This is a genomic window from Leptothrix sp. (in: b-proteobacteria) (assembly GCF_965250675.1).
Classification (GTDB): Bacteria; Pseudomonadota; Gammaproteobacteria; order Burkholderiales; family Burkholderiaceae_C; genus Sphaerotilus.
This window is the reverse complement of record NZ_CBDFPH010000009.1, coordinates 1-26,428: the sequence shown is the minus strand read 5'-3', so window position 1 is coordinate 26,428 and position 26,428 is coordinate 1. Positions and strand designations below refer to the sequence as shown.

The following is a 26,428-nucleotide window of genomic DNA, read 5'->3' as shown; positions in this document are numbered from 1 at the left end:
TTTGTGGGGCTTATCGTGACTTGTTAAATGCGTATATCCCAAGATGGGTTCAGGACTTCTGTCAAGGTCATGCGCCACAAACGCCACTCATGACGCTGGTGTGACGCGTTTGGCATGCGGCTTGCGAACACGGTGATACGTCACATTTTTTAACCAAAATGTCCATCACAGGGCGTCTCCCACGATCGGGGACGCCGTCGCATCGAGGAGTTCACCGATGAGTTCGAGCACGTCCCCCGCCCTACCCGACGCTCAGGCACTGCTGACGGAGCAACTGCGCATCTGGGCCGCTGCCGAGCCGCGTGCCGTGGCCTTGCGCCACAAGGATCGCGGCCAATGGCGCCTGTGGCGACGGGCGGCCGTGCTCAATGAAGTGGAGCGCCTGGCCGCCGGGCTGCGTTCGCTCGGACTGCACGCCGGCACGACGATGGTGGTGGGCGGCGCGATCGAGCCCAGGCTGCTGCTCATCACGCTGGCGGCGCGAACGCTGGGCGCCAAGGTGGTGATGGTCGCGGCGGCGGACGAGGGCGATGCGTCGCCGGTACTGCTCGACGCGCATCCCGTGGCGGTGGTGGTCGCGCAGAGCCGGGCGGGTCTGATGCGCTGGCTGCGGCGGATCGGCACGACGCGGCAGCCGGTGCGCCTGGTGTTCGATCACGACCCGGCCGACCAGCCCGTCTCGCATGCCTCGGTCACGAGCTTCGGCGCGTTGCGGCGGTTGGGGGTGTTGCGCAAGGCCGGGCCGACCTTGCCGAGAGCGGCTGCGGCTGGCATGACCGTGCCGGCAAACACCGACCTTCACCGCCGCCACGCCACGATCTGGATCGAGGAGACCACCCACTGGCTGGCCGGCTTCGATCAACTCATGGCCACCTGGCTGACCGATGGCGATACGCTGGCTTTCCCGGAAGGTGCAGCCGCCACCACACGAGACCGGCGCGAACTGCAGCCGGCGCGCTGGATCGCTTCAGGCCCCCAGATTGCTGCAGCAGCGCGGCAGATCGAGGCCTTGCTGCCGCGCGAGAAGAGTCTGGCCGGCTGGCTGGTGCGCCGCTCCTTGGCGCGAGCCGTGGCATCGGGGCGTGCAGGCTGGGTGGCGGCGCTGCTGCGGCATCGGCTTGGGCTGTCGGCGCTGCGTGGCGTCGAGTGGCTGGGCGCGGCGCCGGACGCTGACACGCATGCGTCGGCCTATCGGCTCTTCAGGGGGCTGGGCCTGACGCCGGTGCCGTGGGGCGGCTGACAGTGAAGCGGGTCCTGTTGCGCTATCGCAAGCTTTGCCCCAGCTTAAAATAAGGGTGATGAGCGCAAAAGACTTTGAATTAATCGGTACGGCCCATCACATAAAAATATTCGGTGACTGGGGTATTGCTGAATTCATCGACGATAAATTCAAGATCCACAAGATAACCGGCAACGTCGTCGTCAACATGCCGGAGAGCGCCGAGATCAAAATCATCGGCCAAGCCAGACAGCACGCCAAATACGGCGCCAGCCTGGAGGTCAGCCATTTTGAGCGACATATTCCGCTCAATGTCGATTCGCTGGTGCGCTTCATTGCCGAAAACTACAAAGGCATCGGTGACAAATCAGCCCGGAAATTCATCCAGGGCATCGACGACACCCAGGGCGTGCCCGGCCTGAAGGCCTTGCGCAATCAACTGCTGCATGAGCCTTGGGGCGTGGATTTCTCATCCATCAAGCGGCAGGGCACCTTCGAGACCGGCGATGAAGAACTCGCCAAAACCGCCGCCGCCTATATCCAGCGCGATCTGGCGCTGCGCCTGAGCGGCCTGCCGAATCGGGTGCTGAGCGCGCTGGCGGTGCATCTGGCCGGCACGCTGCTGGCGGCGTCGAACGTGCCCACCGACCTGGTCGCACGCGCCTGGCGCCTGCTGGCCCAGGACCCGTACCAGGTGATTCCGCTCATTCCCGGCTACGGTTTCCTGCTGGCCGACTCGATCGGCCAGCAGGCCGGCATTGCACGGGCCGAGCCGGCCCGGCTGGCCGCGCTGGTGGCGCATGCGGTGGTGCAGCGCTGCGAGACCGAAGGCCACGTCTTCCTGCTCTTCAACGCCGTCAAGGCCGCCGTCGCCCGGATCGATCCGCTGGTTGATGTCGACGAGGCACTGGAATGCGCGCTGCGCGCCAGGACCATCCAGCTGGACGAGGACGGCGACCGCATCTACCCGGGCCGGCTGCTGCAGGCCGAACGTTCGCTGGCGCGCAGCGTGGCCGCGCTGTGCCAGTGGAGCGCGCCGCTGCTGGCCGAGCGCCAGCCGGACGCGCTGCGCGACGAGATCCAGGCGCTGGCCAAGGTGCGCGGCGGTGACTTCCAGCACGGGCTGGACCCATCGCAACTGGCCGCCGTGGCCGGCATCCTGACCACCAAGGTGCGGCTGCACACCATCACCGCCGCACCGGGCTGCGGCAAGACTTCGGTGGTGGAAATCCTGGCGGCGTTCCTGGCTGGCCGGCGCTTTGTCTTCTGTGCGCCGACCGGCAAGGGCGCCAAGGTGCTCAGCAACCGGGTCGCCAGCCTGGGGCATGTGGCGCAGACGATCAACTCGCTCTTGAAGGGTGACGTCGACGGCGGTTTCTCAGCCGACCAGATCGATGCCGACGTGCTCATCATCGACGAAGGCTCGATGCCCGATCTGCGCCTGGCCGACGCCCTGCTGTCGCGCGTGGGGCCGAGCACGCACGTCGTGCTGCTGGGCGACGCCGACCAGCTGCCGTCGATTGCGCCGGGCCGGGTGCTGGCCGATCTGCTGGCCGTGCCGCAAATCGATCACCACCGGCTGGAGACCACGCACCGCAACGCCGGCGCCATTCTGGATACCGTGCGCGCCGTCAAGGCGGGGGATTTCGTGCCGGAAAGCAGAGGGGAGGTCACGTTCGTGACGTCGCTGCCGCCGGCGGAAGCGGGCTTTCCGCGCATCGTGGCGCAGTACATTGACGCCGTGGGGCGCTCGGGCTATGCCGGCGTCGCGCTGCTGATGAGCCGCCGCAAGGGCGAGGTCGACCAGCCCGGCTGGAACACCACTTATGCGAATGCCGTGCTGCGCGAGGTCTGCAACCCGAACGCACCGCGCGTGGCCGGCTCGACCCTGCAGGTGGGCGACCGCATCATCATCAAGGCCAACCTGAAGCTCGGCCAACAGGACGGTGGACGGGAGGTGCGGGTGGTCAACGGCGACACCGGCCGCATCCAGTCGTTCAAGCGCTCGGTCGACCCGAAGAACGCCGGTGCCGAGCATGTGACGATCGAGCTGGACGACGGCCGCAGCATCGATCTGCCTGGCGAGCACCTGGCCGCCCTGCAACTCGGCTACGCGCTGACGGTGCATGCCGCGCAGGGCAGCGAGTACAAGGACGTGATCGCCGTCATCACGCCCGGCGCGCCGACCTTCATCAACCGCAACACGATCTACACCGCCTTCAGCCGCGCCCGCAGCCGGCTGCAGGTCTACGCCGACGGCCGCGAGCTGGTGAAGATCGCCCGCACGCCCATGCCGCTGCGTAACTCGATGCTGACGGCGCGCGTGGCCGAGGCAGTACGCGTCGATCAGGGCGCCGATCAGGACACCGATTAACGATCAGGGATCAGTACTGCCAGAAGATGCGCTGGATTTCCTTCGGGTCGCTGGTCTGGGTCAGCGCCAGGGCGGCCAGTTGCGACGCATCCAGCCCGTGTTGAAAGTCGCCACCGCGCACATGGGCCGCGCCGGCAATGGTGCCGCCGGTGGCTTGGAAGGGCTTCTGTTTGGCAAACTCACGTTCCGCCCCAGAACTTCAGCCAACCCGCGCGATGACCTCACCCCAGCCACCCCAAGCCTTGCCCGACTGGGACCTCTACCGCGCGCTGCGCGAGCAGTGGACGCACGAGGACAACCTCGTCAACCACCGGCTGATGTGGCTGATCCTGTCGCAGGGCCTGCTGTTCACCGCCTTCGGCACGCTGTCGACCGCGCAGCACCGTTGGCTGGTGATCGGCTTCCCGCTGTTCGGCATGGCGGTGGCGGCGGTCATCGGCGTGAGCATCTTTGCGGCGCTGGACGCCACCCGCACCATCAAGCGCCAGTACGAGGAAGCGGGCCTCAACCGCCTGTGCAGCCTGACGCCGGCCAGCCCCACCAGCCAGCGCGGCAACTGGGCCTCGCTGGCCCTGCCGTTCGTGTTTGCCGCGCTGTGGATGCTGGCCCTGGCCGGCTTGATCGAGACCTGAGCAGAACGCCCGATCTGCTCGCCGTCTGGTTGATAAATATCGCCTCAAAGTCGCAATATTTTGTGAGATATTGCCGATATTGCCATTTACCAACCCCGAAAGCAGGCCAGCATGGACGTGTCCTCCATAGAGAACTTTCTCAGCACCACGGCCAGTGAACTGGCGATCAAGGTCCTGGCGGCGATCGCCTTCTGGATCGTCGGGCGCTGGCTGATCGGGCGGGTGATCTCGCTGATCCAGGCGGGCATGAACCGCAATCACGTCGACCCGACGCTGACCAAGTACCTCGGCTCGATCGTTGCCATCGCGCTCAACATCACCCTGGTGCTGGGCATCCTGGGCTACTTCGGCATCCAGACCACCTCATTCGCAGCCATGCTGGCTGGCGCGGGCGTGGCGATCGGTGCGGCCTGGAGCGGGCTGCTGGGCAACTTCGCGGCCGGCGCCTTCATGCTGATCCTGCGGCCGTTCAAGGTGGGCGACTTCGTCAGCATCGGCGGCGTGGTGGGCACGGTGCGTGAACTCGGCCTGTTCGGCACCGCCATCACCACGCCCGACAACGTGATGACCATCGTCGGCAACGGCAAGATCTTCGGCGACACGATCCAGAACTTCTCGGTCCTGCCGGTGCGCCGGGTCGACCGCGTGGCGCAACTCGCCAACGGCGTCGATGCGCTGGACGCCATCGCCCGCCTCAAGGCTGCCGTGGCGCTGATCCCGAATGTCTCCACGGACATGCCGCCGGAGGTCAACCTGCTCGACATCCGGCTTGAAGGCCCGCAGATTTCGGTGCGGCCCTACACCCACACCGACCACTACTGGCAGGTCTATTTCGACACCAACGAGGCCATCGTGCGCGTCTGCAAGGAAGCCGGCTGGCCTGCACCCGCAGCGCTGCACCAGATCAAGCAGGTGTGAGGGCGGTGCGGTTGATCGGAACTCGCGTCCAATACGGGGCATGACAAGCCCCCAAGACATCGACGACCGCCTGACCGATCTGGAGGTCAAGGCCAGCTTCACCGAGGATCTGGTCGACCACCTCAACGCCGTGGTGGTGCGCCAGCAGCAGCAGATCGACGCGCTGCTGCGCGAAATCAGCCAGCTGCGCCAGCACAGCGCCGAGGCCGGTGCCGGCACGGCGCGCAACCTGCGCGACGAGTTGCCACCGCACTACTGACCCCACACCGAGCACTGCCGATGAAATACCTGCACACCATGGTCCGCGTGACCGACCTGGAAGCCTCGCTGCGTTTCTACCGCGACGCGCTCGGCCTGGAAGTCGTGCGCACGCACGAAGTTCCGGCCGGCCGCTTCACGCTGGTCTTTCTGGCCGCGCCCGGCCACCCGGACGCCCAGGTCGAGCTGACCTTCAACTGGGACCCGGAGGTCTACACCGGCGGGCGCAACTTTGGCCACCTGGCCTACGCGGTCGATGACATCTACGCCGCCTGCGAGCGCCTGATGGCGCATGGCGTCACCCTCAACCGCCCGCCGCGCGACGGCGCCATGGCTTTCGTGCGTTCACCCGACGACATCTCGATCGAGTTGCTGCAGGCCGGCCCGGCCCTGCCGCGCGCCGAGCCGTGGGCGTCCATGCCCAACGTCGGCGTCTGGTGAATGCCGGATCAGCGCCTGATGCACGCCACTAGGCCAGCAGGCTGATCGCCAGCCCGACCGCCGCGCACGCGCCCAGCAAGGGCATCACGCCCATCTTGAAGCGGAACAGCGCCACGGCAGCGGCCAGCGCAATGGCCGCCGAGACCGCGTCAAACGGCCCGCCCCGGCCCTGCGGCCACAGCACGTGGCGGGCAAAGAACAGCGCCAGGTTGAGAATCACCCCGACCACCGCCGCCGTGATGGCGCTCAGCGGCGCGGTGAAACCGAGCTTGCCGTGCGTGGCCTCCACCAGCGGCCCGCCTGCCAGGATGAAGACGAACGACGGCAGGAAGGTGAAGAACGTCACCACCGTGGCCGCCACCACCCCGCCCAGCAGCAGCGCATCGGGGCCGAAGACCTGCTGCAGCCAGCCCCCGACGAAGCCGACGAACGCCACCACCATGATGAGCGGGCCGGGCGTGGTTTCGCCCAGCGCCAGGCCGTCGATCATCTGCGCGCCGCTGAGCCACTGGTGCTGCTCGACCGCGCCCTGGTAGACGTAGGGCAGCACGGCATAAGCCCCACCGAAGGTCAGCAGCGCGGCCTTGGTGAAGAACCAGCCCATGGCCGTCAGCGTGCCCTGCCAGCCTTGTGTGAACACCAGCGCCGCCATGGCCAGCGCCCACAGCCCCACGCCGACGCCCAGCACCCGGGCCAGATGGCGGCGCGAGAAACGCGCGTGCGGCGGCGTGGGCGTGTCATCGTCGATCAGCGCCGGCCCGTAGCCCTGCCGGGATGCACCATGCCCGCCGCCCAGCGCAAACACCTGCGGCGCCCAGCGCGCGCCCAGGTGGCCGATCAGCGCGGCGGCCGCGACGATGGCCGGAAACGGCGTATCAAACGCCAGGATCGCCGTGAAGGCCGCCGCCGCCATGCCCCACATCCAGCGGTTCCTGAGCGCCCGGGTGCCGATGCGGTACGCCGCATGCAGCACCAACGCGGTCACCGCCGGCTTGAGCCCGAAGAAGATGCCGGCCACGACCGGCACATGGCCCCAGCGCATGTAGATCCACGACAGCGCGATCAGCACCAACAGCGACGGCAGCACGAACAGCGCACCGGCGACGATGCCGCCCCAGGTGCGGTGCATGAGCCAGCCGATGTAGGTGGCCAGCTGCTGCGCCTCGGGGCCGGGCAGCACCATGCAGTAGTTGAGCGCGTGCAGGAAACGCCGCTCACTGATCCAGCGTCGCCGCTCGACCAGTTCGGTGTGCATGAGCGCAATCTGGCCCGCCGGCCCGCCGAAGCTGATGAAACCGAGCTTGAGCCAGAAGCGCAGCGCCTCGGCAAAGCGGACCTCGGCAGGCGCCATGGCCGGTGAAAGATCTTCCGAGGAACTCAAGGCGGGACTCCCGATGCCAAGGGCGGCGCAGCATACAGCGCACGCTGGTGATCGTCGCCGGCGTGATGAGCCTGCGGTTTGCCTGAATGCCGCAGCGGGACCACTCCGCACGCGCCGAAGCCGTGCAAAATCATCGCCGATGCGCCAGATGCAGGCGCACCCCAGAACACAACCCGAGACACCTCCCATGAAGACACGCGCAGCCGTAGCCTGGAAAGCCGGCCAACCCCTGACGATCGAGACCGTCGACCTGGAAGGGCCGAAATTCGGCGAAGTGCTGGTGGAGATCAAGGCCACCGGCATCTGCCATACCGATTACTACACCCTCAGCGGTGCCGACCCTGAGGGCCTGTTCCCCGCCATCCTCGGCCATGAAGGCGCCGGCGTGGTGGTGGACGTCGGCCCTGGCGTCACCAGTCTGAAGCGCGACGACCACGTCATCCCGCTCTACACGCCCGAGTGCCGCCAGTGCAAGTTCTGCCTGAGCCGCAAGACCAACCTCTGCCAGCTGATCCGTGGCACGCAGGGCAAGGGCCTGATGCCTGACGCGACGTCGCGCTTCAGCCTCGATGGCAAGCCGATCCTGCATTACATGGGCACCAGCACCTTCAGCAACTACATCGTCGTGCCCGAGATCGCGCTGGCCAAGATCCGCTCCGACGCGCCGTTCGACAAGGTCTGCTACATCGGCTGCGGCGTCACCACCGGCGTGGGCGCGGTGCTGTTCACCGCCAAGGTCGAGGCGGGTGCGAACGTGGTGGTCTTCGGCCTCGGCGGCATCGGCCTCAACGTGATCCAGGGCGCCAAGATGGTGGGGGCCGACAAGATCATCGGCGTCGACCTGAACCCGGCGCGCGAGGCGATGGCGCGCCAATTCGGCATGACGCACTTCCTCAACCCCAAGGACATCGAGGCCGCCGGCGGCAATATCGTCGATGCCATCGTGCAGCTGACCGACGGCGGTGCCGACTACAGCTTCGAGTGCATCGGCAACACCAAGGTGATGCGCCAGGCGCTGGAGTGCACCCACAAGGGCTGGGGCCGCAGCATCATCATCGGCGTGGCCGAGGCCGGCGCCGAGATCAGCACCCGGCCGTTCCAGCTGGTGACGGGTCGCAAGTGGGAGGGCTCGGCCTTCGGCGGCGCGCGCGGCCGCACCGACGTGCCCAAGATCGTCGACTGGTACATGGACGGCAAGCTCAACATCGACGACCTGATCACGCACAAGCTCAAGCTCGAAGACATCAACAAGGGCTTCGAGTTGATGAAGTCGGGCGAGTCGATCCGCTCCGTGGTCGAGTTCTGAGCTGAACCCACACATGCAAGGCGAACGCAGCCTCACTACCCTCAGCGAGCACGCCTGCTTCGGCGGCGTGCAGGGCTTCTATCAACACGATTCGGTCGAGACCGGCACGCCGATGAAATTCGGCGTGTTCGTGCCGCCGCAAGCGCAGCAGGGCCCGGTGCCGGTGCTGTTCTACCTGGCCGGCCTGACCTGCACCGAGGAAACCTTCGCCATCAAGGCGGGCGCGCAGCGCGTGGCGGCCGAACTGGGCCTGATGCTGGTCACGCCCGACACCAGCCCGCGCGGCACGGGCGTGGAAGGGGCAGATGCGGCCTGGGACTTCGGCACCGGCGCCGGTTTCTACCTGGATGCGACGCAGGCACCGTGGCACAAGCACTGGCGCATGGGCAGCTACGTGACGCGCGAGTTGCGCACCCTGGTGCTGCAGCACTTCGAGGCGCGCGATGACCGCATCGGCCTGTTCGGCCACTCGATGGGCGGGCACGGCGCGCTGACGCTGGCGTTACGCAATCCGGGCCTGTTCCAGAGCGTGTCGGCCTTCGCGCCGATCGCAGCGCCCATGCAATGCCCGTGGGGCATCAAGGCGTTCAGCGGCTACCTCGGCGACGACCGCGCCGCCTGGATGCGCCACGACGCCACCGCACTCATCCAGGCCGGCGCACGCGTGCCGCCACTGCTGATCGACCAGGGCCTGGGCGACAAGTTCCTGCCCGACCAGTTGCACCCTGATGTGTTCGAGGCCGCCTGCGCCGCCGCCGGCCAGCCGCTGACGCTGCGCCGGCATGCCGGCTACGACCACGGCTACTACTTCATCTCGACCTTCGTCGAAGACCACCTGCGCCACCACGCGCGCACCTTGGCCGCTCTGCCGGCCTGAAATGAAAGCAATCCACCATGGCCACTTCATCTGCCTCCAACCCCGCCACGCGCATTGACGTCAAGGCCATCGCTTCCGACAGCGGCGTGGCCGTCGAGGCCTACGACACCTACGACAGCGACGAGGAAACGCTGGCTGCAGCGCACCGCTTTGCCGCCGGCCTCGTCAAGCGCCTGGCCGTGATCTGCGAAGCCCAGCCGGGCAAGACGCTGGACGCGGCGGCGCTGCGCCGCATTGCGGCACAGCTCTCCAGCTGAAACCGGAGAGCTCGTGACCCTCGCTGCCGCCCACCGCCCCAGCCTCCTGATCGTCGATGACACGCCCACCAACCTCGAAGTCCTGCTGGGTGCGTTGGAGGAAGAGCATGAGGTGTGCATTGCCACCTCGGGGCGCCAGGCCCTCGCGCTGCTGGCGCAGGAATCGCAGCCTCGGCCCGCGCTGATCCTGCTCGACGTGATGATGCCGGGCATGGACGGCTACGCGGTCTGCGCTGCCCTCAAGCGCGACGAGCGCACGCGCGACATTCCGGTCATCTTCATCACCGCCAAGACCGATGCCGCCAGCGAGGTGCAGGCGCTGCACGCCGGCGCGGTGGATTTCATCCACAAGCCCATCCACGATGAAGTGGTACGTGCCCGGGTGCGCCTGCACCTTGAGCTCGAACGCCGCACCCAGGATCTGGCCCAGGCCAATGCCGCACTGGAGCGGGCCAACCAGCAGCTCATTGAGCTGGCACGGCGCGACGCGCTGACCGGCCTGCCCAACCGCCGCGCCGCCGACGAGCGCCTGCACGACGAGTTCGTCCGCGCCCGGCGCCTGGGGTCGCACTACGCCGTACTGATGCTGGACGTCGACCACTTCAAGCGCATCAACGACACCCTGGGCCACGCGGCGGGCGACGTGGTGCTGCAGCAGATCGCCCAGCTGCTGCAGGCCTCGGTGCGGGAGAGCGATTTCGTGGCCCGCTTCGGCGGCGAGGAGTTCATCGCGCTGCTGCCGGCCACCAGCGCGGCCGATGCGCGCCAGGTGGCCGAGAAGATCCGGCGCACGATCTCCCGGGCGCCCTGGGCCGGCCTGGGCTCGACCGCCGTGACCGTGAGCATCGGCATGGCCATGGCGCATGGCGAGCAAGCCGATGAAAACGAAGCCGTGCAGCAGGCCGATGCCTGGCTCTACGCCGCCAAGGCAGACGGCCGCAACCGCGTGAGTGGCGCATGAAATTTCTGCCCACGAGCTTCAAGAACCGCCTGGCGCTGCTGCTGGGCGGGCTGGCCCTGCTGTTCGGCTTGCCGGCGGCGTTCTACGCCCACCACGTCTACAACGCGCAGTTGGTGATCGACCGCAGCGAGGCCTTGCGCCATCTGGCCACCAGCGCCGCCACCGTCCTGTCGGAGAACCTGCATGAACGCCAGCGCGAGGTCTCGCTGCTGGCGCAATCGTCCCTGTTTCAACGTGCCGCGCTCGACAGCCCTGATCTGACGCAGACGCTGGAGCGCATCCAGCAGTCCTATCCCCAGTATTCATGGATGGGTTTGGCCGACACCACCGGCACCGTGCGCGCTTCCACCGGCCAGCTCCTGCTGGGCGTCAACGTCAGCCAGCGCCCCTGGTTCAGCGCCGGGCTGAAGGGCAGCTACACCGGCGACGTGCATGAGGCCGTGCTGCTGAGCCGGCTGCTGCCCGCGCAGCAAGGCGATATCGGGCCGACCCGCTTCATCGATTTTTCGGTGCCGGTGCGCGACGAACGCGGCACCCTGCGCGGCGTGCTGGCCGCGCACGCCTACTGGAAGTGGGCCGGCGAGGTGCTCAAGGTCGTGACCCCCCAGGACATGCCGGGACTGGAATTCTTCATCGTCAACCGGCACAACCAGATCATCCACCCGCCGTCGACCGACAGCGCGCTCAAGGTGCCCGCCGCGCTGACGCCCGAACACCCGAGCACCGTCGACCACTGGGGCGGCACCATGCCCTACCTGTCGGCGCTGGCCCCGCTGCACGCACTGGACGCAGCGCAGAACCTGGACTGGCGGGTGGTGGTGCGCCAACCGCAAGCCCAGGCGCTGGCCCAGGTGGAAGCGCTGCAGCAGGTGCTGGGCCTGCTCGGCGCCTCTTGCGTGGCCTTGTTTCTGGTGCTGGCCTGGTGGAGCGCGGCGCGCCTGAGCCGCCCGCTGACGCAGCTGGCGCAGCTCGCCCGGCAGATCGATGCCGGTGACGAAAGCACGCAACTGAGCGTCGACACCAGCACCGCCGAACTGCGCCATCTGAGCGATTCACTGCACGCCATGGCCGCCCGGCTGATCGCCAAGAAAGAGCAGCTGAGCCAGAGCAACAGCCGACTGGCCGAAGAGGTGGCCACGCGCACGGCCGAACTGGAGCGCGCCAACCGGGAACTGAGCCTGAGCGAGCTGCACACCCGTCAGGTGCTGGCCAGCAGCCCGGTGGCGATGCTGCTGATCAACGACGCAGGCTGCGTCGAATCGGCCAACGACAAGGCCCACGCCGTGCTGCGCTGCCCTGCGGGCGAAACGCTGGTGGGCCGCGAGGTCGAGTCGCTGATGCCGGCCTCGTTCCGCGATCGGCATGCCCAGCACCGCGCCGACTTCGACCAGCCGCCGTACACCCGCCGCCGCGAGGGCACCGAAGCCTTTGCGCTGTGTTGCGACGGGGTGGAGATTCCGGTCGAGGTCGGGCTGGCGTCGGTGGACGTGGGCGGGCGCCATCTGGTGATTGCCACCGTCATCGACATCAGCGCTCGCCGCCAGGCCGATCGAGAGGTGAGCGAGGCCCTGCAGCGCCTGCAACTGGCCACCGACGCCGCCGATATCGGCATCTGGAGCTGGAGCATCCCCGACAACCGGCTGGACTGGGACGCACGCATGTGCGACTGGTATGAAGTGCCCCTGGCCGAGCGCGAGAGCACCCTGTTCTACGACGCCTGGCGCTCGCGCGTGCATCCGGACGATCTGCCGCAGGCCGAGTCCCTGCTGGCCCTGGCGCTTCAGGACGATGTGCCCTACGACGCCGAGTTCCGCATCGTCGGCACGAGCGGCCAGGTGCGCCACCTGCGCTCGGCCTCGGTGCTGGAGCGTGATGCGCAGGGCCAGCCGCTGCGCATGGTCGGCATCAACTACGACGTCACGGCGCAACGCCAGCTGGAGCTGAGCCTGCGCGACTCCGCCATGCGGGCCAAGCAGGGCAACCAGGAGCTGTCGCGGCAGACGCTGCTGCTCAACGGCGTGATCGACAGCCTGCCCTTCGGGCTGGCGGTCTACGACCAGCACCGCCAGCTGATGCTGCACAACCAGCTGTTCCGTTCGCTGCTGGACTTTCCGGCCGAGCTGTTCGAGCCGGACCGCATCCACTTCGACGACTTCGTGAAATACCAGGTGGCGCGTGGTGACCACGGCAAACAGCCTTTCGACGAGGTGCTGGCCCGCTTCGTCCAGATGATGGCCCGCCGTGAACCGGTGCGTTTCGAGCGCCAGCAGACCAACGGCACCACGCTCGAAATCCGCGGCCGGCCGCTGCCCGACGGCTGGACGCTGCTGAACTACACCGACATCAGCGCCTACAAGCTGGCCGAGCAGAAGCTGCTGGTGGCCAAGCACATGGCCGACGCGGCCAACCAGGCCAAGAGCGACTTCCTGGCCAACATGAGCCACGAAATCCGCACGCCCATGAATGCAGTCATCGGTCTGTCCAAGCTGCTGCTCGACACCGAACTGCTGCCGCAGCAGCGCGACTACCTGGGCAAGATCCACCTGTCGGCGGGCGCGCTGCTGGGCGTGCTCAACGACATCCTGGACTACTCCAAGATCGAGGCCGGCCAACTGCACATGGAGTCGGTGCCGCTGCGCATCGACGCCCTGCTGGCCACCACCCAGGCGCTGTACGCGGCGCTGGCCGAGGCCAGCCACCTGACGCTGCAGCTGGAGGTGGCCCCGGACGTGCCGCGCCTGCTGCTGGGCGACCCGCTGCGGCTGACCCAGGTCATCAACAACTTGGTGGGCAATGCGCTGAAGTTCACCGAACGCGGCTCGGTCGAGGTCATGGTCGACTGCCTTGAACAAGACAGCACGACCGCCCTGCTGCGGGTGGCCGTGCGCGACACCGGCATCGGCATGAATGCCGCCACCCGGCGCAAGCTGTTCACGCCGTTCCAGCAGGGCGACAGCTCCACCACGCGCCGCTACGGCGGCACCGGGCTGGGCCTGAGCATCTGCAAGCGGCTGGTGGGCCTGATGGACGGCGAGATCGACGTCAGCAGCACGCTGGGCAAAGGCAGCACCTTCTGGTTCACCGCCCGGCTGGGCCAGGCCACCGGCACGCTGGCGGCACTGCCGGCCGTCGATACCTGTCCGGGCGCCTTGACCGACCTCGCCGATCAGCCCGGCAGCGCGTTGATCCAGGGCGCCCGCGTGCTGCTGGTGGAGGACAACCCGACCAACCAGCTGGTGGCGCGCGAGTACCTGAGTCGCCTCGGGCTGACGGTGGAGACGGCCGGGAACGGCCAGGTGGCCGTCGAAAAAGCCCTTGGCAGCACGTTCGACGCCATCCTGATGGACCTGCAGATGCCCGTCATGGACGGCCTGACCGCCACCCGCGCCATCCGCGCCGCCGGCCTGACGCTGCCCATCATCGCCATGACTGCTGCAGCGCTGGACCAGGACCGGCTCGACAGCGTCGCCGCCGGCATGAACGACCACGTCGCCAAGCCCGTCGACCCGGCCCGGCTGGCCCGCGTCCTGGCGCGCTGGATACCGGCACAAGCGGCCACGCCACCGCTGGATCTGGCCCGGGCGCTGCAGGCCACCGGCAATGACCGGGGCGTGCTGGAGCGCATCCTGCTGAGCTTTCATGCCGATTTTCATGACCTGCCGCAGCAGCTGACCGAGGCCGTGGCACAAGGCCGCTTCGATCAGGCCGCCAAGCTGGTGCACGTCATCAAGGGCCTGGGCTTCACGATCGGGGCCGATGCGCTGCAGACGCAGGCCGATGCACTGGCCTCGCAGTTGCAGCGCCGGGAGGCCACGTCACTGCAGGCGTTCAATGCCGCGCTGGAGGGTGTGCTGGCGGCGATCGAACCACAAAGACCTGAGCCGGAGGCTTGCGCGCCCGGCAACGTGGGAAGCCCGGACGTGTTGTCCGCCTTGCTGCCCGAACTGCAGGCGCTGGCCCGCCTGCTGGCGGGAGGGCAAAGCAAGGCGCGCAAGGCGAGCGCAGCGCTCAGCGCGCAACTCGCCGGGACACCGCTGCAAGCTGGTTACGAGGCTGTCGCCAAGCCCATCATGGAACTCGATTTCGAGACGGCGCTGGCCCGGCTGCGCGCCTGGGCACAAGCCCAGAATCTGGACGTGCCGTAAGCGCCGCCAGTTCAGGACGCCACGTATTCAAACGCGCGCAGGACATCCAGCGACACGTGCTCCAGCGTGATCTCGTGCGTGCAGGCCAGCACGACGGGCGGTGCCACGCCGGCCAGATAAGCCTCTTTCCAGCGCAGCACGCACAGGCACCAGCGGTCGCCGGGGCGCAGGCCGCGAAAGCGGTACTCGGGCCGCGGTGTGCTCAGGTCGTTGCCGCGCGACAGCGAGAACGCCAGGAACTCGGCCGTGACCCGGGCGCACACCACGTGGGTGCCCAGATCGTCGGCGCGGGTGTTGCAACAGCCGTCCCGGAAGTAGCCGGTCAGCGGGTCGAAGGAGCAGGGGACGAGTTCATCGCCCAGAACATTGAGAGCCATGCGTCAAAGCATAACCGGCGCTCATGGGCCACCGCCTGTCGGATACCCGACGGTCTGGGCCAGCAGCAACTGCTGATCGGTCCCCAGGCCCATGGCCTGCGTCAGCGCGCTGCGGTCGAACCAGGCGCGCACCACGGTGGCCAGTCCCGCAGAAGCGCAGTAGAGGTAGACGTTCTGCGCCATCGCGCCGGCGGCGGCAAAGGCGTAGGCCTCGCGCTGCGCGGCGGGCACCAGGGACATGCGGGCATGGTCCGCCACATAGACCAGGTCCAGCGCGGCGTTGTCGACGAAATCCTGGTGGCCGGTGACGCGGCGCACATCGCTGGCCACCGTCAACTGCAGTTCATGCGTCGTGGGTTCATAGTGAAACAGCCCTTGGGGCATGGCGGCATAGAGCTGCACCTCCTGCGCGTTCATGGCGCTGGGCACGGTGCGGCCACCCAGCGCGGGGCGGTTGACGCCTGCGGCGGCCCACAGCAGGTCGGACAGGATGTCCGCGGGCAGCGGATCAGACCGGAACTCACGCTGCGACTGGCGTTGCGCCAGCGCCTGCAGCAGCGGCACACCGCCCTCCTTGCGCGGCGCCGGCAGCGTCAGCGTGGCGCCGGCCGTGCCGCTGGGCGGATGCGGCTTGATCTGGCCCATCAGGCCGAGAGCGAGTTTGGTCAGGGTGTTCATCGCGTTTGGACCTCACGTTGGGCCTGAGCCTAGGCCGCAGCGGTGGGCGCGCATTGAGGCGGCGCAAGCCGGGAGGCCGGCGGCAGTGGGCCGAGAAGGCCGGCGTAAGGGCATCTTGTCCGGCGACCAGGGGACCGAGCGCGTCCAGATAATGCCGCCTGTCATTGACGAACCCCTTTCTTCCTCCGGCAACATGGCTGCGGACTTTCTGAAAAAACCTGGCACGCTCAGCCGACGCATCACGTGGGTCATGCTGACCGTGCTGCTGGTGGCCTGGGTGGCCGTGCTGGTCGTGATGCGGATGCAATACCAGCAGTCGCTGGCCACGCAGGCGCGCCACAACACCAATCTGGCGCGGGCGCTGCAGGAGCAGACCGTGCGCGTGATCGCCACCGTCGATCAGGCCACCATCCGCATGCGTGATGCCGTGCGCGCCGGCCACTACGAGCTCGCCGATCTGGCCCAGTTCGCCAACGAGACCGGCCTGGCGCCCGCCATCCTGGTGCAGCTGTCGCTGGTCGGCCCGGATGGCCACTTCATGGGCAGCAACCTCGACCCGGACGGCCGCAAGACCGGCCATGTCGACCTGTCTGCGCGTGAACACATCCGGGTGCATCTGGGGGAGGATGCCGCCACAGCGGCCACCCAGGCGCGCCTGACCCACGGCCTGTTCATCGGCCCGCCGGTGCTGGGCAAGGTGTCCGGGCGCTGGACGATCCAGCTGACGCGCCGCATCGACGGGCCCGACGGCCAGGTGCTGGGCGTGGTGGTCGCCTCGCTGGACCCGTCGTACTTCGAGAACCTCTACCGCAGCGTCGAGCTGGGCCGGCAAGGCGGCGTGACGCTGGTCGGCACCGATCTGGTGATCCGGGCGCGCGTGGTCGGCGACAAACACATCGGCATGGGCGCCAAGATTTCGCCGACCAGTCCGCTGGTCACGGGCGCCTGGCAACGCTCGGGCGACTACGTGAACATCAGCCCGGTCGATGGCATCGAGCGCGTGGTCGGCTTCCGGCGCATCGACGACTACCCGCTCTACGTGCTGGTGACCTCGTCGACCGAAGAAGCCCTCGCCGCGTGGCGCGCCATGCGCAGCACCGTGCTGCTGCTGACCGTGCTGCTGAGCGCCGTGATGGCCGGCGCGACCTGGGCGTTTCTGGCCAACGTGCGCCGGCTCGAAGCCAGCAACACCGCCCTGGCGGCCAGCGAGGCGCGGGCGCAATCGGCCAACCAGGCCAAGACCGATTTCCTGGCCGCGATCTCGCATGAACTGCGCACGCCGCTGACCAGCATCCGCGGCTTTGCCGAGTTGATGGAGCGGCGCCTCGACCAGCCCAAGTTCCGCGACCAGGCCGGCATGATCCGCCGCGCCGCCGAATACCTCAACGCCCTGCTGACCGAGATCCTGGACTTCGCCAAGATCGAGGCCGGTGCCATGCGCGTGCGCGCCACCGACGTGGCCATCCGCCCGCTGATCGCCGGAACGACCGACTTCTTCGCCCTGAGCGCCGCCGACAAATCGCTGGAGTTGCGCAGCACGATTGCCGACGACGTGCCCGAAACCCTGCTCGGCGATGAACTGCGCCTGCGCCAGGTGCTCAACAACCTGCTGTCCAACGCGCTGAAGTTCACCCAGCAGGGCCACGTCGCCATTCAAGTGACGCGGGACGCGACCCACCTGCACATCCAGGTGAGCGACACCGGCCCGGGCATCCCCGAGCCGCTGCACGAGCTGATCTTCGAGCAGTTCCGCCAGGCCAACGCCCAGGTCGCCCACGACCACGGCGGCACCGGCCTCGGGCTGGCCCTGTCGCGTGCGCTGGCCGAGCTGATGGGCGGCACGCTGCGGGTCGCGTCGACCGTGGGCGTGGGCTCGCGGTTCACGCTGTCGCTGCCGCTGCCGGTCCCAAAGGCCTGACACCAGGCTGCACACCAGGCCTGATGGCAGGCCGTCACATCACGATGTAGCGCCCCGGCCGGTGGTTGACGGCCAGCGTCAGGTTGAGGGCCACCGCGCCGATCAGCGAGTAGCCGATGCGCTGCGGATCGACCACGAACAGCGCCGCCGGCGCTACGCCGAGGCTGCCAGCACGCCGCGCTGGATCTGATCGCGCTCCAGCGACTCGAACAGCGCCTTGAAGTTGCCTTCGCCGAAGCCCTCGTCGCCCTGGCGCTGGATGAACTCGAAGAACACCGGCCCGAGCACCGTGCCGGAGAAGATCTGCAGCAGCAGTCGCGGCTTGCCGCCTTCGGTCGAACCGTCGAGCAGGATGCCGCGCGTCTGCAATTCGCCGACCGGCTGGCCGTGGCCGGGCAGGCGGCCATCGAGCATCTCGTAGTAGCTGTCGCTCGGCGCCGTCATCAGCGGCACGCCGGCCAGCGCGAGCCGGTCGACGGTGGCGAGCAGGTCGTCGCAGATCAAGGCCACGTGCTGGATGCCCTCGCCGTTGAACTTCATCAGGAACTCTTCGATCTGGCCGCTGCCCTTGCTCGACTCCTCGTTGAGCGGGATGCGGATCAGGCCGTCGGGCGCGGTCATGGCGCGCGAGGTCAGGCCGGTGTATTCGCCCTGGATGTCGAAGTAGCGGATCTCGCGGAAGTTGAACAACTTCTCGTAGAACCCACCCCAGAACGCCATGCGGCCGCGGTAGACGTTGTGCGTCAGGTGGTCGATCCGCTTGAGGCCGTGGCCGGCCGGATGGCGGTCGACACCCTCGATGAAGGCGAAGTCGATGTCGTAGACCGATTCGCCGTCCTTGAAACGGTCGATCAGGTACAGCGGCGCGCCGCCGATGCCCTTGATCGCGGGCAGGCGCAGCTCCATCGGGCCGGTGGGCATCTCGATGGGCTGGGCGCCGAGCGCGAGCGCGCGGTTGTAGGCGTGGTGCGAGTCGCGCACCCGGAACGCCATGCCGCAGGCGCACGGCCCGTGCTCGGCGGCGAAGTAGGCCGCCGGGCTCTTGGGGTCGCGGTTGACGATGAAGTTGATGTCGCCCTGGCGGTACAGCAGCACGTCCTTCGAGCGGTGCCGGGCCACGAGGGTGAAGCCGAGCTGCTCGAACAGCGGCTCCAGGACGTTGGGCGTGGGCGAGGCGAATTCGACGAACTCGAAGCCCATCAGGCCCATCGGGTTTTCAAACAGGTCAGCCATGGCGGTGCTCCAGAAAATTGGATTTCACTCCAGCGCGATGCCGGCCTTCTTGACCAGGCGGGCGTAACGTTCCTGCTCGGTCTTGAAGAACTGCAGCGCGGCCTCGGGCGAGGTCGGGTTGATGAAATTGTCCTGCTTGGCCATGGCCGCCTTGACCTCGGGGTCGTTGAATGCGGCCACCACGGCGTCATGCAGGCGCTTGACCTGCGCGGGCGGCAGGCCCTTGGGCGCGACCACGGCAAACCAGCCGGCCACGTCGACGTCGGGGAAGCCCTGCTCGGCCAGCGTCGGCACGTCCGGCAGCGACGCCGCAGGCTGCTTGCCCATCACGCCGATGGCACGCAGGTTGCCACTCTTGAGGTGGCCTTGCACCGCCTGCACCGCGGCCACGCCCAGCTCGATCTGCCCGCCGATGACGTCGGAAATCATCGGCCCCATGCCCTTGTAGGGGATGTGCTTGATCTGCACGCCGGCGGCGTCGACGAACATCTCGCCGGCCAGGTGAATGATGGTGCCGTTGCCTGACGAGCCGTAGTTGTAGGCGTCGGGCCTGGCCTTCAGGAAGGCCTGCAGCTCCCGGGCGTTCTTCGCCGGCACCTTGGCCGCGTTGACCACCAGCACGAAGTGCGAACCGCCGACGACCGAGATCGGCGTCAGGTCGGTGATGCCGTCATACGGCATCTTCTTGAACACGCTCGGGTTGACGGCGTGGTTGTTGGAGACGATGCCGACGGTGTTGCCATCGGCCGCGGCCTTGACGATCGCCTGCGTGCCGGTGATGCCGCCCGCGCCAGGCAGGTTCTCGATCACGACCGGCTGGCCGCCGAGCGCCCTGGACAGCGCGCCCTGCGCCGCCCGGGCAATGACGTCGACGCCCGACCCCGGCCCCACCGGCAGGATCACGCGCAGCGGCGCCTGGGACTGGGCCAGGGCGCTCACGCTGGCGCCGCTCAGGGTCCAGGCGGCAGCGAAAGCGCGAGCAGCTGGCGACGGGTGGAAGAAGGCTGTTTCATGGTTTGTCTCCTGTTTTGGGAATGGAGTCAGGAACGGAGGCGGGCGAGGATCTCGTCGGTGTGCTCGCCCACCCGTGGCAGCGGGCTGCGCACGCCGGGCCGGCGGCCGCCCATCAGCAGCGGCATCAGCACGGTCTGGGTGATGCTGCCGTCGTCGGCCTGGAAAGGCACCAGGCCGCCGCTCTGCAGCAGGTGCGGATCGTTGACCAGCTGGTCGGGCCGGGTGATCGGGGCGTAGGGCAGGCCGGCGGCTTCGAGACTGGCCGACAGCGCCGCCACCGTATGCGTCTTGAGGATCTCGCCAAGGCGCACCAGCAGCTGCGGGCGGATCGCCACGCGCAGGTCGTTGGTGGCCAGCGCTGGATCGGCCAGCAGGTCCGGGCGCTCCAGCACCTGGCAAAGCAGGTTCCAGTTCTTGTCGCTGACGGCGGCGATGAACAGCTGCCCGTCGGCCAGCGTGAAGACGTCATAGACCGACCACGGCGACGAGCGCGACGGCATCGGCTTGGGCGCCTCGCCCGTCATCAGGAACTGCTGCAGGTGCGAGGCGACCAGGAAGGTGCAGTTCTCGAACAGCGCGCTCTGGATCTCCTGGCCGCGCCCGGTGCGCTGGCGCTCCCACAGTGCCGCCAGCACGCCGATGGCACCGAACATGCCGCCCATGATGTCGTTGACCGACGCACCGGCGCGGATCGGCCGGCCTTCAGGGCCGGTCATGTAGGACAGGCCGCCCATCATCTGCACCACCTCGTCGAGCGCCAGGCGCTTCTCGTACGGGCCCGGCAGAAAACCCTTGTGCGAAACGCAGATCAACCCCGGCTGGGTGCGGGACAGCGTGGCATGGTCCAGCCCGAGCCGGGCCATCAGGCCGGGGCGGAAGTTCTCGATCAGCACGTCGCTCTGCGCGATCAGCGCCTGCGCGCTGGCCAGGCCCTCGGGCGTCTGGATGTCCAGCACCACACTCTTCTTGTTGCGGTTGAAGGTGCGGAAGAAGCCGATGCCGACGCCGCTCATCTTGCGGGTCTTGTCGCCCGCGGGCGGCTCGATCTTGATGACCTCGGCGCCCAGATCGGCCAGGATCATGCCGCAGGCCGGGCCCATCACCATGTGGCTGAACTCGACGACGCGGATGCCGGCCAGCGGCAGCGCGGGCACGCTCGGGGCGCGCTGCGCCGGCGGCTCGGCCGCCTCTGCCGGGACAGCAACCGACGCAGCGCGCATCGTCCGGGGCAGGCCGGCGCGCCACAGCGTGCCGTGCAGCGTTTCGCCCGCCAGCCAGCCGGCGACCCTGGCGCGCAGGGCCAGCAGGCGGTCAAGGTCGATGCCGGTGTCGAGGCCCATGCCCGCCAGCATGAAGGCCAGGTCTTCGCTGGCCGCGTTGCCGCTGGCGCCCGGCGCATGCGGGCAGCCGCCGATGCCGGCCAGCGTGGCATCGAAGCGCGCCACGCCGGTTTCCATCGCGGCGCAGACGTTGGCCAATGCCAGGCCGCGGGTGTCGTGGAAGTGGCCGCACCAGAAACGCTCGCCGGCCAGGTGGCGCGCCTGCTCGAACAGGCGGCGCACCGCCGCCGGGTTGGCGTAGCCGACTGTGTCGGCCAGGCTGACGCGGTCGGCCCCGGCGTCCAGCAGCGCCTGCAGGCAGCGCAGCACCTCGGCCGGCGCCACCTCGCCCTGCAGCGTGCAGCCGAAGGCGGTGCCGACACCGCCTTCGATCAGGCACGGCGAGCCAGCCGCATCGCGCGCTGCGCGGATGCGGCCCAGCTCGGCCACCACCTCGTCCGGCGTCTTGCGCAGGTTGGCCAGGCTGTGGGCGTGGCTGGCCGACAAGGGCAGCAGCAGCAGGTCGGCGCCGGACTCGATCGCCCGCTCGGCGCCCTTCAGGTTGGGCACCAGCACCGACACGAACAGGCCGGGCAGCGTCTTGGCGAAGCGCACCAGCTCGGCGGTATCGGCCAGTTGCGGCAGCAGCCTGGGCGGCACGAAGGAGCCGACCTCGATCTCGCGCTGGCCGGCGGCGTAGGCCTCGGCAATCCATTCGAGCTTGCGCTCGGTGGGCAGCACGGCGGCAATGCTCTGCAGGCCGTCGCGCAGGCCGACCTCGCGAACGACGACTTTCGATGGGAACCGTGGCACGGCTTGTCTCCAGCAAGGGATGGCGAAACAGCGCGACTTTAGGGATTCCTGCAAAACTCGCCAGTGGTGATTTGGAAGCTCAGCCGTTCCGTTCCGGAATGTTTTAATCGGCCATGCGCGACATCGATCTCAAGACCCTGCGCCTGCTGGTGGCGGTGTGCGACCACCAGAACATGGCGCGTGCCGCCGAGCAGGAGCACATCGAACCCTCGGCCATCAGCAAGCGCATCGCGCAGCTGGAGGCCGACCTCGGCACGCCGCTGCTGCTGCGCTCGCGCCGGGGCGTGCTGCCGACGGCGGCGGGGGAAATGGTGCTCGAACACGCACGCACCGTGCTGTTCACGATGGACCGGATGCTGAACGACGCCGCGAGCTTCAGCAGCGGCGTCAAGGGCCATGTGCGGCTGGTGGCCACCGCCTCGGCGATTGCCGAATCGCTGTTCGACGACCTGGCCTCCTTCATGCGCGAACCCGCCAACCGCAACATCAAGGTCGACGTCGAGGAGCGGATCTCGCGCGACGTGGTGCGGCAGCTGCGCGAGGGCATGGCATCGGTGGGCGTGTGCTGGGACAGCGTCGATCTGGAAGGGCTGCAGCACCGGCCTTACCGCACGGATCGACTGGCGCTGGCGGTGCACGCGGCGCACCCGCTGGCCGAGCGCAAGTCGCTGCGCTTCGAGCAGACGCTGGCGCATGAACACGTCGGGCTGCCACCATCGACGGCGGTCTACGCCATGCTGCAGCGTGCCGCCGCCCGCGCCGGCCGCACGATGTCGTACCGGGTGGTGGTGTCGAACTTCGATGCCGCGTTTCGGGTCGTGGCCGCCAACCTGGGCGTGAGCGTGATTCCGGTCGAGGTCGGCGGCCCGCTGGCGGCCCTGCTGGGCGTGCGGCTCATTCCGCTGACCGACGTCTGGGCCCAGCGCCGCTTTGCCGTCTGCGTGCAGGACTTCGAGGCGCTGCAGCCGGCGGCGCGGCGCCTGGTCGACCACCTGGTGGAGCGGGCACAGGCTTGCGCCTGATGCGCTGCAGGTTTTCAACCGATTCGGCGCGTGCGGCATCCACCTGCAGGGAATGCGGCAAACTGTCATGGACCCACCCCGGCCGCACGGGGCGCGGCCCCCCGAGAAAACGCATGAATCCACCTTGCTCACGAGCGAAACCTGCCCCCCGACCTTCATGAAGATGTCTGCGCGAGACCGGTTCATCCTGATCGCCACAGCGAGTTACACGCTGCTGGCGTTGACCTGGATTTTTCTCTCCGATCAGTTGCTCTCCGCCCTGGTCGACATGCAGGCCGTGGTCTGGCTGTCGACCGCCAAAGGGGTGCTTTTCGTGCTGGCGTCGGCGGCCATGTTCTTCCTGTCGCTGCGGGCGGTTCCGCCTGAGGCGCCGGCGGGCCAGGGCAGCCTGTTCGGCTCGCTCACCACCGCCATGGCACCGGGACAGCGGCCACGCTGGCTGCTCTACACCTTCGCGGTGCTGATCACCGGGGTCATGCTGGTCGTGCGCCAGCGCATGTCGGGCACGATCGCCGATCAGCCGATGCTGATCATCTTCATGCTGCCGGTGATCCTGAGCGCGCTGCTCGGCGGCCTGGGGCCGGGGCTCGTGTCGACGCTGATGGCCATGGCCGGCGTCGCGTACCTGATCACGCCGTCGCTGCGCGACAGCACGCTGGCGACCCACTACGACCGGCTGCAGCTGGCCTTCCTGCTGGTCAACGGCGTGGCGGTGAGCGTGCTCAGCGAGTTGCTGCGGCGCTCGCTGAGCCGGCTGGAGACCAAGCGCCGCCTGCTGGACGTGGTCATCTCGGGCACGCCGGATGCCATCTTCGTCAAGGACCTGCAGGGCCGCTACGTGCTGGTCAACCAGGCGGCCGCCGGATTCATCGGCCAGCCGGCGTCGGCCATCATCGGCCAGGATGACCGGAAGATGTTCCCCTATGCCTCGGCCCAGGTGGTGATGGAGCGCGACCGGGAAATCCTCAGCCGCGGGCAGACCCAGACCCATGAGGAGCACCTGACCACGAACGACGGCACGTCACGCGTGTTTCTGGTCACCAAGGGACCGGTCTTCAATGCGCACGGCCAGATTCAGGGCCTGTTCGGCATCTCGCGCGACGTCACTGAAAAGAAACTGGCCGAGGCCACGCTGCGCGACCGCGAACAGCAACTCGCCCGCGTGCTGGACGGCTCCGACCTGGGCTACTGGGACTGGAACCTGCAGACCCAGGCCCTGCACGTCAGCCCGCGCTGGGAAACGATGCTGGGCTACGAGCCGGGTGAGATGGACGTCACCGTGGCGCACTGGGCCAACCACGTTCATCCCGACGACCTGGCGCGCGCGCAGGTGTCGATCGAGCGGCATCTGAGCGGCCTGTCGGCCAGCCACGAGCTGGAAATGCGCTGCCGCATGAAGTCCGGCGCCTGGCGCTGGATCCTGACGCGCGGCCGCATCGTCGAGTGGGACGCCCACGGCCAGCCCCTGCGCATGTCGGGCACCCACACCGACATCACCGAGCGCAAGAACCACGAACTGGCGCAGCGCGAGGCCACGACCGTCTTCGAGAGCAGCTACGAAGGCATCATGGTGGTGAGCCCGGATCGAAAGCTCACCAAGATCAACCCGGCCTTCACGCGCATCACCGGCTACAGCGCTGCAGAAGTCATCGGCCAGACACCCAAGATCCTCTCGTCGGGCCGCCATGAACCGGCGTTTTATGCCGAGATGTGGGACTCGCTGGCCAGGAATGACTTCTGGCGTGGCGAGATCTGGAACCAGCGCAAGAACGGCGAGATCTACGTCGAGCTGCTGTCGATTTCGGTGGTGCGCGACGCCTCGGGGCTGCTTCAGCATTACGTCGGCGTGTTCTCCGACATCAGCCAGATCAAGGCGCACGAGGCCGAACTCGACCGCATCGCCAACTACGACCCGCTCACCGACCTGCCCAACCGGCGCCTGCTGGCCGACCGGCTCGGTCAGGCCATCATCCGGGCAGGCCGCAGCGGCAAGTCGATGGGCGTGTGCTTTCTGGACCTCGACGGCTTCAAGACAATCAACGACCTGCACGGCCATTCGGTCGGCGACCGGCTGCTGGTGGGCGTCACGGCCAACCTGACCCAGGTGCTGCGCGCCGACGACACGCTGGCGCGCATGGGTGGCGACGAGTTCGTCTTGCTGCTGTCGGACCTGGCCTCGGCGGAAGAATGCACCGCCATCCTCGACCGCGTGCTGGCGGCAGTCAGCGTGCCGGTCCAGATCGACAACCTGTGCCTCATCATCTCCGCCAGCCTGGGCGTGAGCCTGTTCCCGGACGACAACGTCGACGCCGACACCCTGCTGCGCCACGCCGACCAGGCGATGTACCGCGCCAAGGACGCCGGCAAGAACCGCTATCAGCTGTTCGACTCCGAGACCGACCGCAAGGCGCAGGTGCACCGTCGCGCGCTGGCTGAATTGCGTCACGCGCTGGAGGCCGACGAATTCGTCCTGTACTACCAACCCAAGGTCGACCTGACCAGCGGCGAGATCATCGGCGCCGAGGCCCTGATCCGCTGGCAGCACCCGAACAAGGGACTGCTGTCGCCCGCCGAGTTCCTGCCGCACATCGACGGCAGCGATCTGGAGCAGCCGCTGGGCGAATGGGTCATCGCCACCGCGCTGGCGCAGACCGAGTCCTGGCACCACGCCGGCCTGGGCCTCACGGTCAGCGCCAACATCAGCGCCAACCACCTGCTCAAGCCCGATTTCCATGCACGCCTGGAGCGCGCACTGGCCCGCCACCCGGCGGTGCCGGCCGCCCGGTTCGAGCTGGAGGTGCTGGAAACCGCCGCCATCGCCGACATGGCGCAGGCCGTGGCCGTGCTGCAGCGCTGCCGCCGGCTCGGGGTGCGGTTTGCGCTTGATGACTTCGGCACCGGCTACTCGTCGCTGACCTACCTGCGCAAGCTGCCGGTCGACACCCTCAAGATCGACCAGAGCTTCGTGCGCGACATGCTCACCGACCCGGACGATCTGGGCATCGTCGAAGGTGTCATCCGCCTGGCCAGCGCCTTCAACCGGCAGGTGATCGCCGAAGGCGTCGAAACCCTGGAGCACGTGGCGCGCCTGCGCGAACTGGGCTGCCGCTTCGGCCAGGGCTACGGCATTGCGCGGCCCATGCCCGCCGAGCGCTTCCTGGCCTGGGCCGAAGACTGGCGGCGCTCAGCGCTGACCGGTTTTGGCGTCACCGAACAGGCCGCAGCCGCAGCCATGCCCTCATCAAACCGCAGGACATGATCGGCGGCACCCTTTCAGGGCGGCTT

Annotated in this window: 21 protein-coding genes and 1 pseudogene; 14 read left to right on the top strand and 8 right to left on the bottom strand. The window is 68.1% G+C overall.

Translation table 11 applies throughout. The features are described from left to right. Positions 1 to 217 precede the first annotated feature (217 nt). Entirely contained in the window at positions 218 to 1,240 is a 1,023-nt protein-coding gene (locus AC5IG3_RS13490; RefSeq protein ID WP_491906817.1) for a hypothetical protein, read from the top strand. A gap of 79 nt (positions 1,241 to 1,319) precedes the next feature. Here the strand turns inward: AC5IG3_RS13490 and AC5IG3_RS13485 are convergent, their stop codons facing one another. Next, positions 1,320 to 1,520 carry a hypothetical protein gene (locus AC5IG3_RS13485; RefSeq protein WP_491906816.1) on the bottom strand — a complete coding sequence of 67 codons (201 nt, stop codon included), beginning with the start codon at positions 1,518 to 1,520 and terminating at the stop codon, positions 1,320 to 1,322. A 24-nt stretch (positions 1,521 to 1,544) separates the two neighbouring features. Here AC5IG3_RS13485 and AC5IG3_RS13480 point away from each other — a divergent pair, with 24 nt between their 5' ends. The 5 genes from AC5IG3_RS13480 to AC5IG3_RS13460 all read left to right on the top strand — a co-directional run bounded on the left by AC5IG3_RS13480 (position 1,545) and on the right by AC5IG3_RS13460 (position 5,842). Continuing rightward, a complete protein-coding gene (locus AC5IG3_RS13480; protein WP_491906815.1) occupies positions 1,545 to 3,593 on the top strand; it encodes an AAA family ATPase in 2,049 nt (682 codons plus the stop codon). A 215-nt stretch (positions 3,594 to 3,808) separates the two neighbouring features. After that, entirely contained in the window at positions 3,809 to 4,225 is a 417-nt protein-coding gene (locus tag AC5IG3_RS13475) for a hypothetical protein (RefSeq protein ID WP_491906814.1), read from the top strand. A gap of 111 nt (positions 4,226 to 4,336) precedes the next feature. After that, on the top strand, positions 4,337 to 5,143 hold the full coding sequence (locus AC5IG3_RS13470; protein ID WP_491906813.1) for a mechanosensitive ion channel family protein: 807 nt from the start codon (positions 4,337 to 4,339) through the stop codon (positions 5,141 to 5,143). Positions 5,144 to 5,183: 40 nt separating this feature from the next. Continuing rightward, positions 5,184 to 5,402 carry a SlyX family protein gene (locus tag AC5IG3_RS13465; protein WP_491906812.1) on the top strand — a complete coding sequence of 73 codons (219 nt, stop codon included), beginning with the start codon at positions 5,184 to 5,186 and terminating at the stop codon, positions 5,400 to 5,402. A 20-nt stretch (positions 5,403 to 5,422) separates the two neighbouring features. Then, the gene (locus AC5IG3_RS13460; RefSeq protein WP_491906811.1) at positions 5,423 to 5,842 is read left to right on the top strand and encodes a VOC family protein; all 420 of its coding nucleotides are present in this window, start codon (positions 5,423 to 5,425) and stop codon (positions 5,840 to 5,842) included. 28 nt (positions 5,843 to 5,870) lie between these two features. Here the strand turns inward: AC5IG3_RS13460 and chrA are convergent, their stop codons facing one another. Continuing rightward, complete coding sequence (gene chrA, locus AC5IG3_RS13455) at positions 5,871 to 7,193, bottom strand: chromate efflux transporter (protein WP_491906934.1); 1,323 nt, start codon at positions 7,191 to 7,193, stop codon at positions 5,871 to 5,873. A gap of 217 nt (positions 7,194 to 7,410) precedes the next feature. Here chrA and AC5IG3_RS13450 point away from each other — a divergent pair, with 217 nt between their 5' ends. From AC5IG3_RS13450 to AC5IG3_RS13430, 5 genes are read left to right on the top strand one after another with little or no spacing between them, the layout of a single operon-like run. Further along, positions 7,411 to 8,529: an S-(hydroxymethyl)glutathione dehydrogenase/class III alcohol dehydrogenase gene (locus tag AC5IG3_RS13450; protein WP_491906810.1), complete on the top strand. Its 1,119-nt coding sequence runs from the start codon at positions 7,411 to 7,413 to the stop codon at positions 8,527 to 8,529. A 13-nt stretch (positions 8,530 to 8,542) separates the two neighbouring features. Beyond that, positions 8,543 to 9,406: an S-formylglutathione hydrolase gene (gene fghA / locus AC5IG3_RS13445; RefSeq protein WP_491906809.1), complete on the top strand. Its 864-nt coding sequence runs from the start codon at positions 8,543 to 8,545 to the stop codon at positions 9,404 to 9,406. A gap of 17 nt (positions 9,407 to 9,423) precedes the next feature. Next, on the top strand, positions 9,424 to 9,663 hold the full coding sequence (locus tag AC5IG3_RS13440; protein WP_491906808.1) for a hypothetical protein: 240 nt from the start codon (positions 9,424 to 9,426) through the stop codon (positions 9,661 to 9,663). 13 nt (positions 9,664 to 9,676) lie between these two features. Beyond that, positions 9,677 to 10,624, top strand: coding sequence for a diguanylate cyclase (locus AC5IG3_RS13435; protein ID WP_491906807.1), 948 nt, complete (start codon positions 9,677 to 9,679; stop codon positions 10,622 to 10,624). Continuing rightward, the gene (locus AC5IG3_RS13430) at positions 10,621 to 14,769 is read left to right on the top strand and encodes an ATP-binding protein (RefSeq protein ID WP_491906806.1); all 4,149 of its coding nucleotides are present in this window, start codon (positions 10,621 to 10,623) and stop codon (positions 14,767 to 14,769) included. The genes AC5IG3_RS13435 and AC5IG3_RS13430 overlap by 4 nt, the downstream gene beginning before the upstream one ends. Before the next feature lie 11 nt (positions 14,770 to 14,780). Here the strand turns inward: AC5IG3_RS13430 and AC5IG3_RS13425 are convergent, their stop codons facing one another. Together AC5IG3_RS13425 and AC5IG3_RS13420 are read right to left on the bottom strand one after the other, a co-directional pair. Then, positions 14,781 to 15,146 (bottom strand): DUF2237 family protein, encoded by a 366-nt coding sequence (locus AC5IG3_RS13425; RefSeq protein ID WP_491906805.1) that lies wholly within the window; start codon positions 15,144 to 15,146, stop codon positions 14,781 to 14,783. Positions 15,147 to 15,167: 21 nt separating this feature from the next. Next, the gene (locus AC5IG3_RS13420; protein ID WP_491906804.1) at positions 15,168 to 15,824 is read right to left on the bottom strand and encodes a nitroreductase family protein; all 657 of its coding nucleotides are present in this window, start codon (positions 15,822 to 15,824) and stop codon (positions 15,168 to 15,170) included. Between the two features lie 250 nt (positions 15,825 to 16,074). On the opposite strand from AC5IG3_RS13420, the gene AC5IG3_RS13415 reads away from it, so the two are divergent. Then, positions 16,075 to 17,742: a sensor histidine kinase gene (locus tag AC5IG3_RS13415; protein WP_491906803.1), complete on the top strand. Its 1,668-nt coding sequence runs from the start codon at positions 16,075 to 16,077 to the stop codon at positions 17,740 to 17,742. Between the two features lie 153 nt (positions 17,743 to 17,895). On the opposite strand, the gene hppD is transcribed toward AC5IG3_RS13415, so the two are convergent. From hppD to AC5IG3_RS13395, 4 genes and pseudogenes are all read right to left on the bottom strand, one after another. After that, entirely contained in the window at positions 17,896 to 18,975 is a 1,080-nt protein-coding gene (hppD, locus tag AC5IG3_RS13410; protein ID WP_491906802.1) for a 4-hydroxyphenylpyruvate dioxygenase, read from the bottom strand. Positions 18,976 to 18,999: 24 nt separating this feature from the next. After that, a complete protein-coding gene (locus tag AC5IG3_RS13405) occupies positions 19,000 to 19,914 on the bottom strand; it encodes a Bug family tripartite tricarboxylate transporter substrate binding protein (RefSeq protein ID WP_491906801.1) in 915 nt (304 codons plus the stop codon). Positions 19,915 to 20,015: 101 nt separating this feature from the next. Continuing rightward, positions 20,016 to 21,095 carry a CaiB/BaiF CoA transferase family protein gene (locus AC5IG3_RS13400; RefSeq protein WP_491906933.1) on the bottom strand — a complete coding sequence of 360 codons (1,080 nt, stop codon included), beginning with the start codon at positions 21,093 to 21,095 and terminating at the stop codon, positions 20,016 to 20,018. An 84-nt stretch (positions 21,096 to 21,179) separates the two neighbouring features. Then, positions 21,180 to 22,121, bottom strand: a pseudogene (locus AC5IG3_RS13395) (hydroxymethylglutaryl-CoA lyase); the annotation flags it as partial. Between the two features lie 113 nt (positions 22,122 to 22,234). Between AC5IG3_RS13395 and AC5IG3_RS13390 the strand changes: the two are divergent. Both AC5IG3_RS13390 and AC5IG3_RS13385 read left to right on the top strand, forming a co-directional pair. Beyond that, positions 22,235 to 23,143 (top strand): LysR family transcriptional regulator, encoded by a 909-nt coding sequence (locus AC5IG3_RS13390; RefSeq protein WP_491906800.1) that lies wholly within the window; start codon positions 22,235 to 22,237, stop codon positions 23,141 to 23,143. Between the two features lie 157 nt (positions 23,144 to 23,300). Continuing rightward, positions 23,301 to 26,402: an EAL domain-containing protein gene (locus AC5IG3_RS13385; RefSeq protein ID WP_491906799.1), complete on the top strand. Its 3,102-nt coding sequence runs from the start codon at positions 23,301 to 23,303 to the stop codon at positions 26,400 to 26,402. The last annotated feature ends 26 nt before the right edge of the window (positions 26,403 to 26,428 follow it).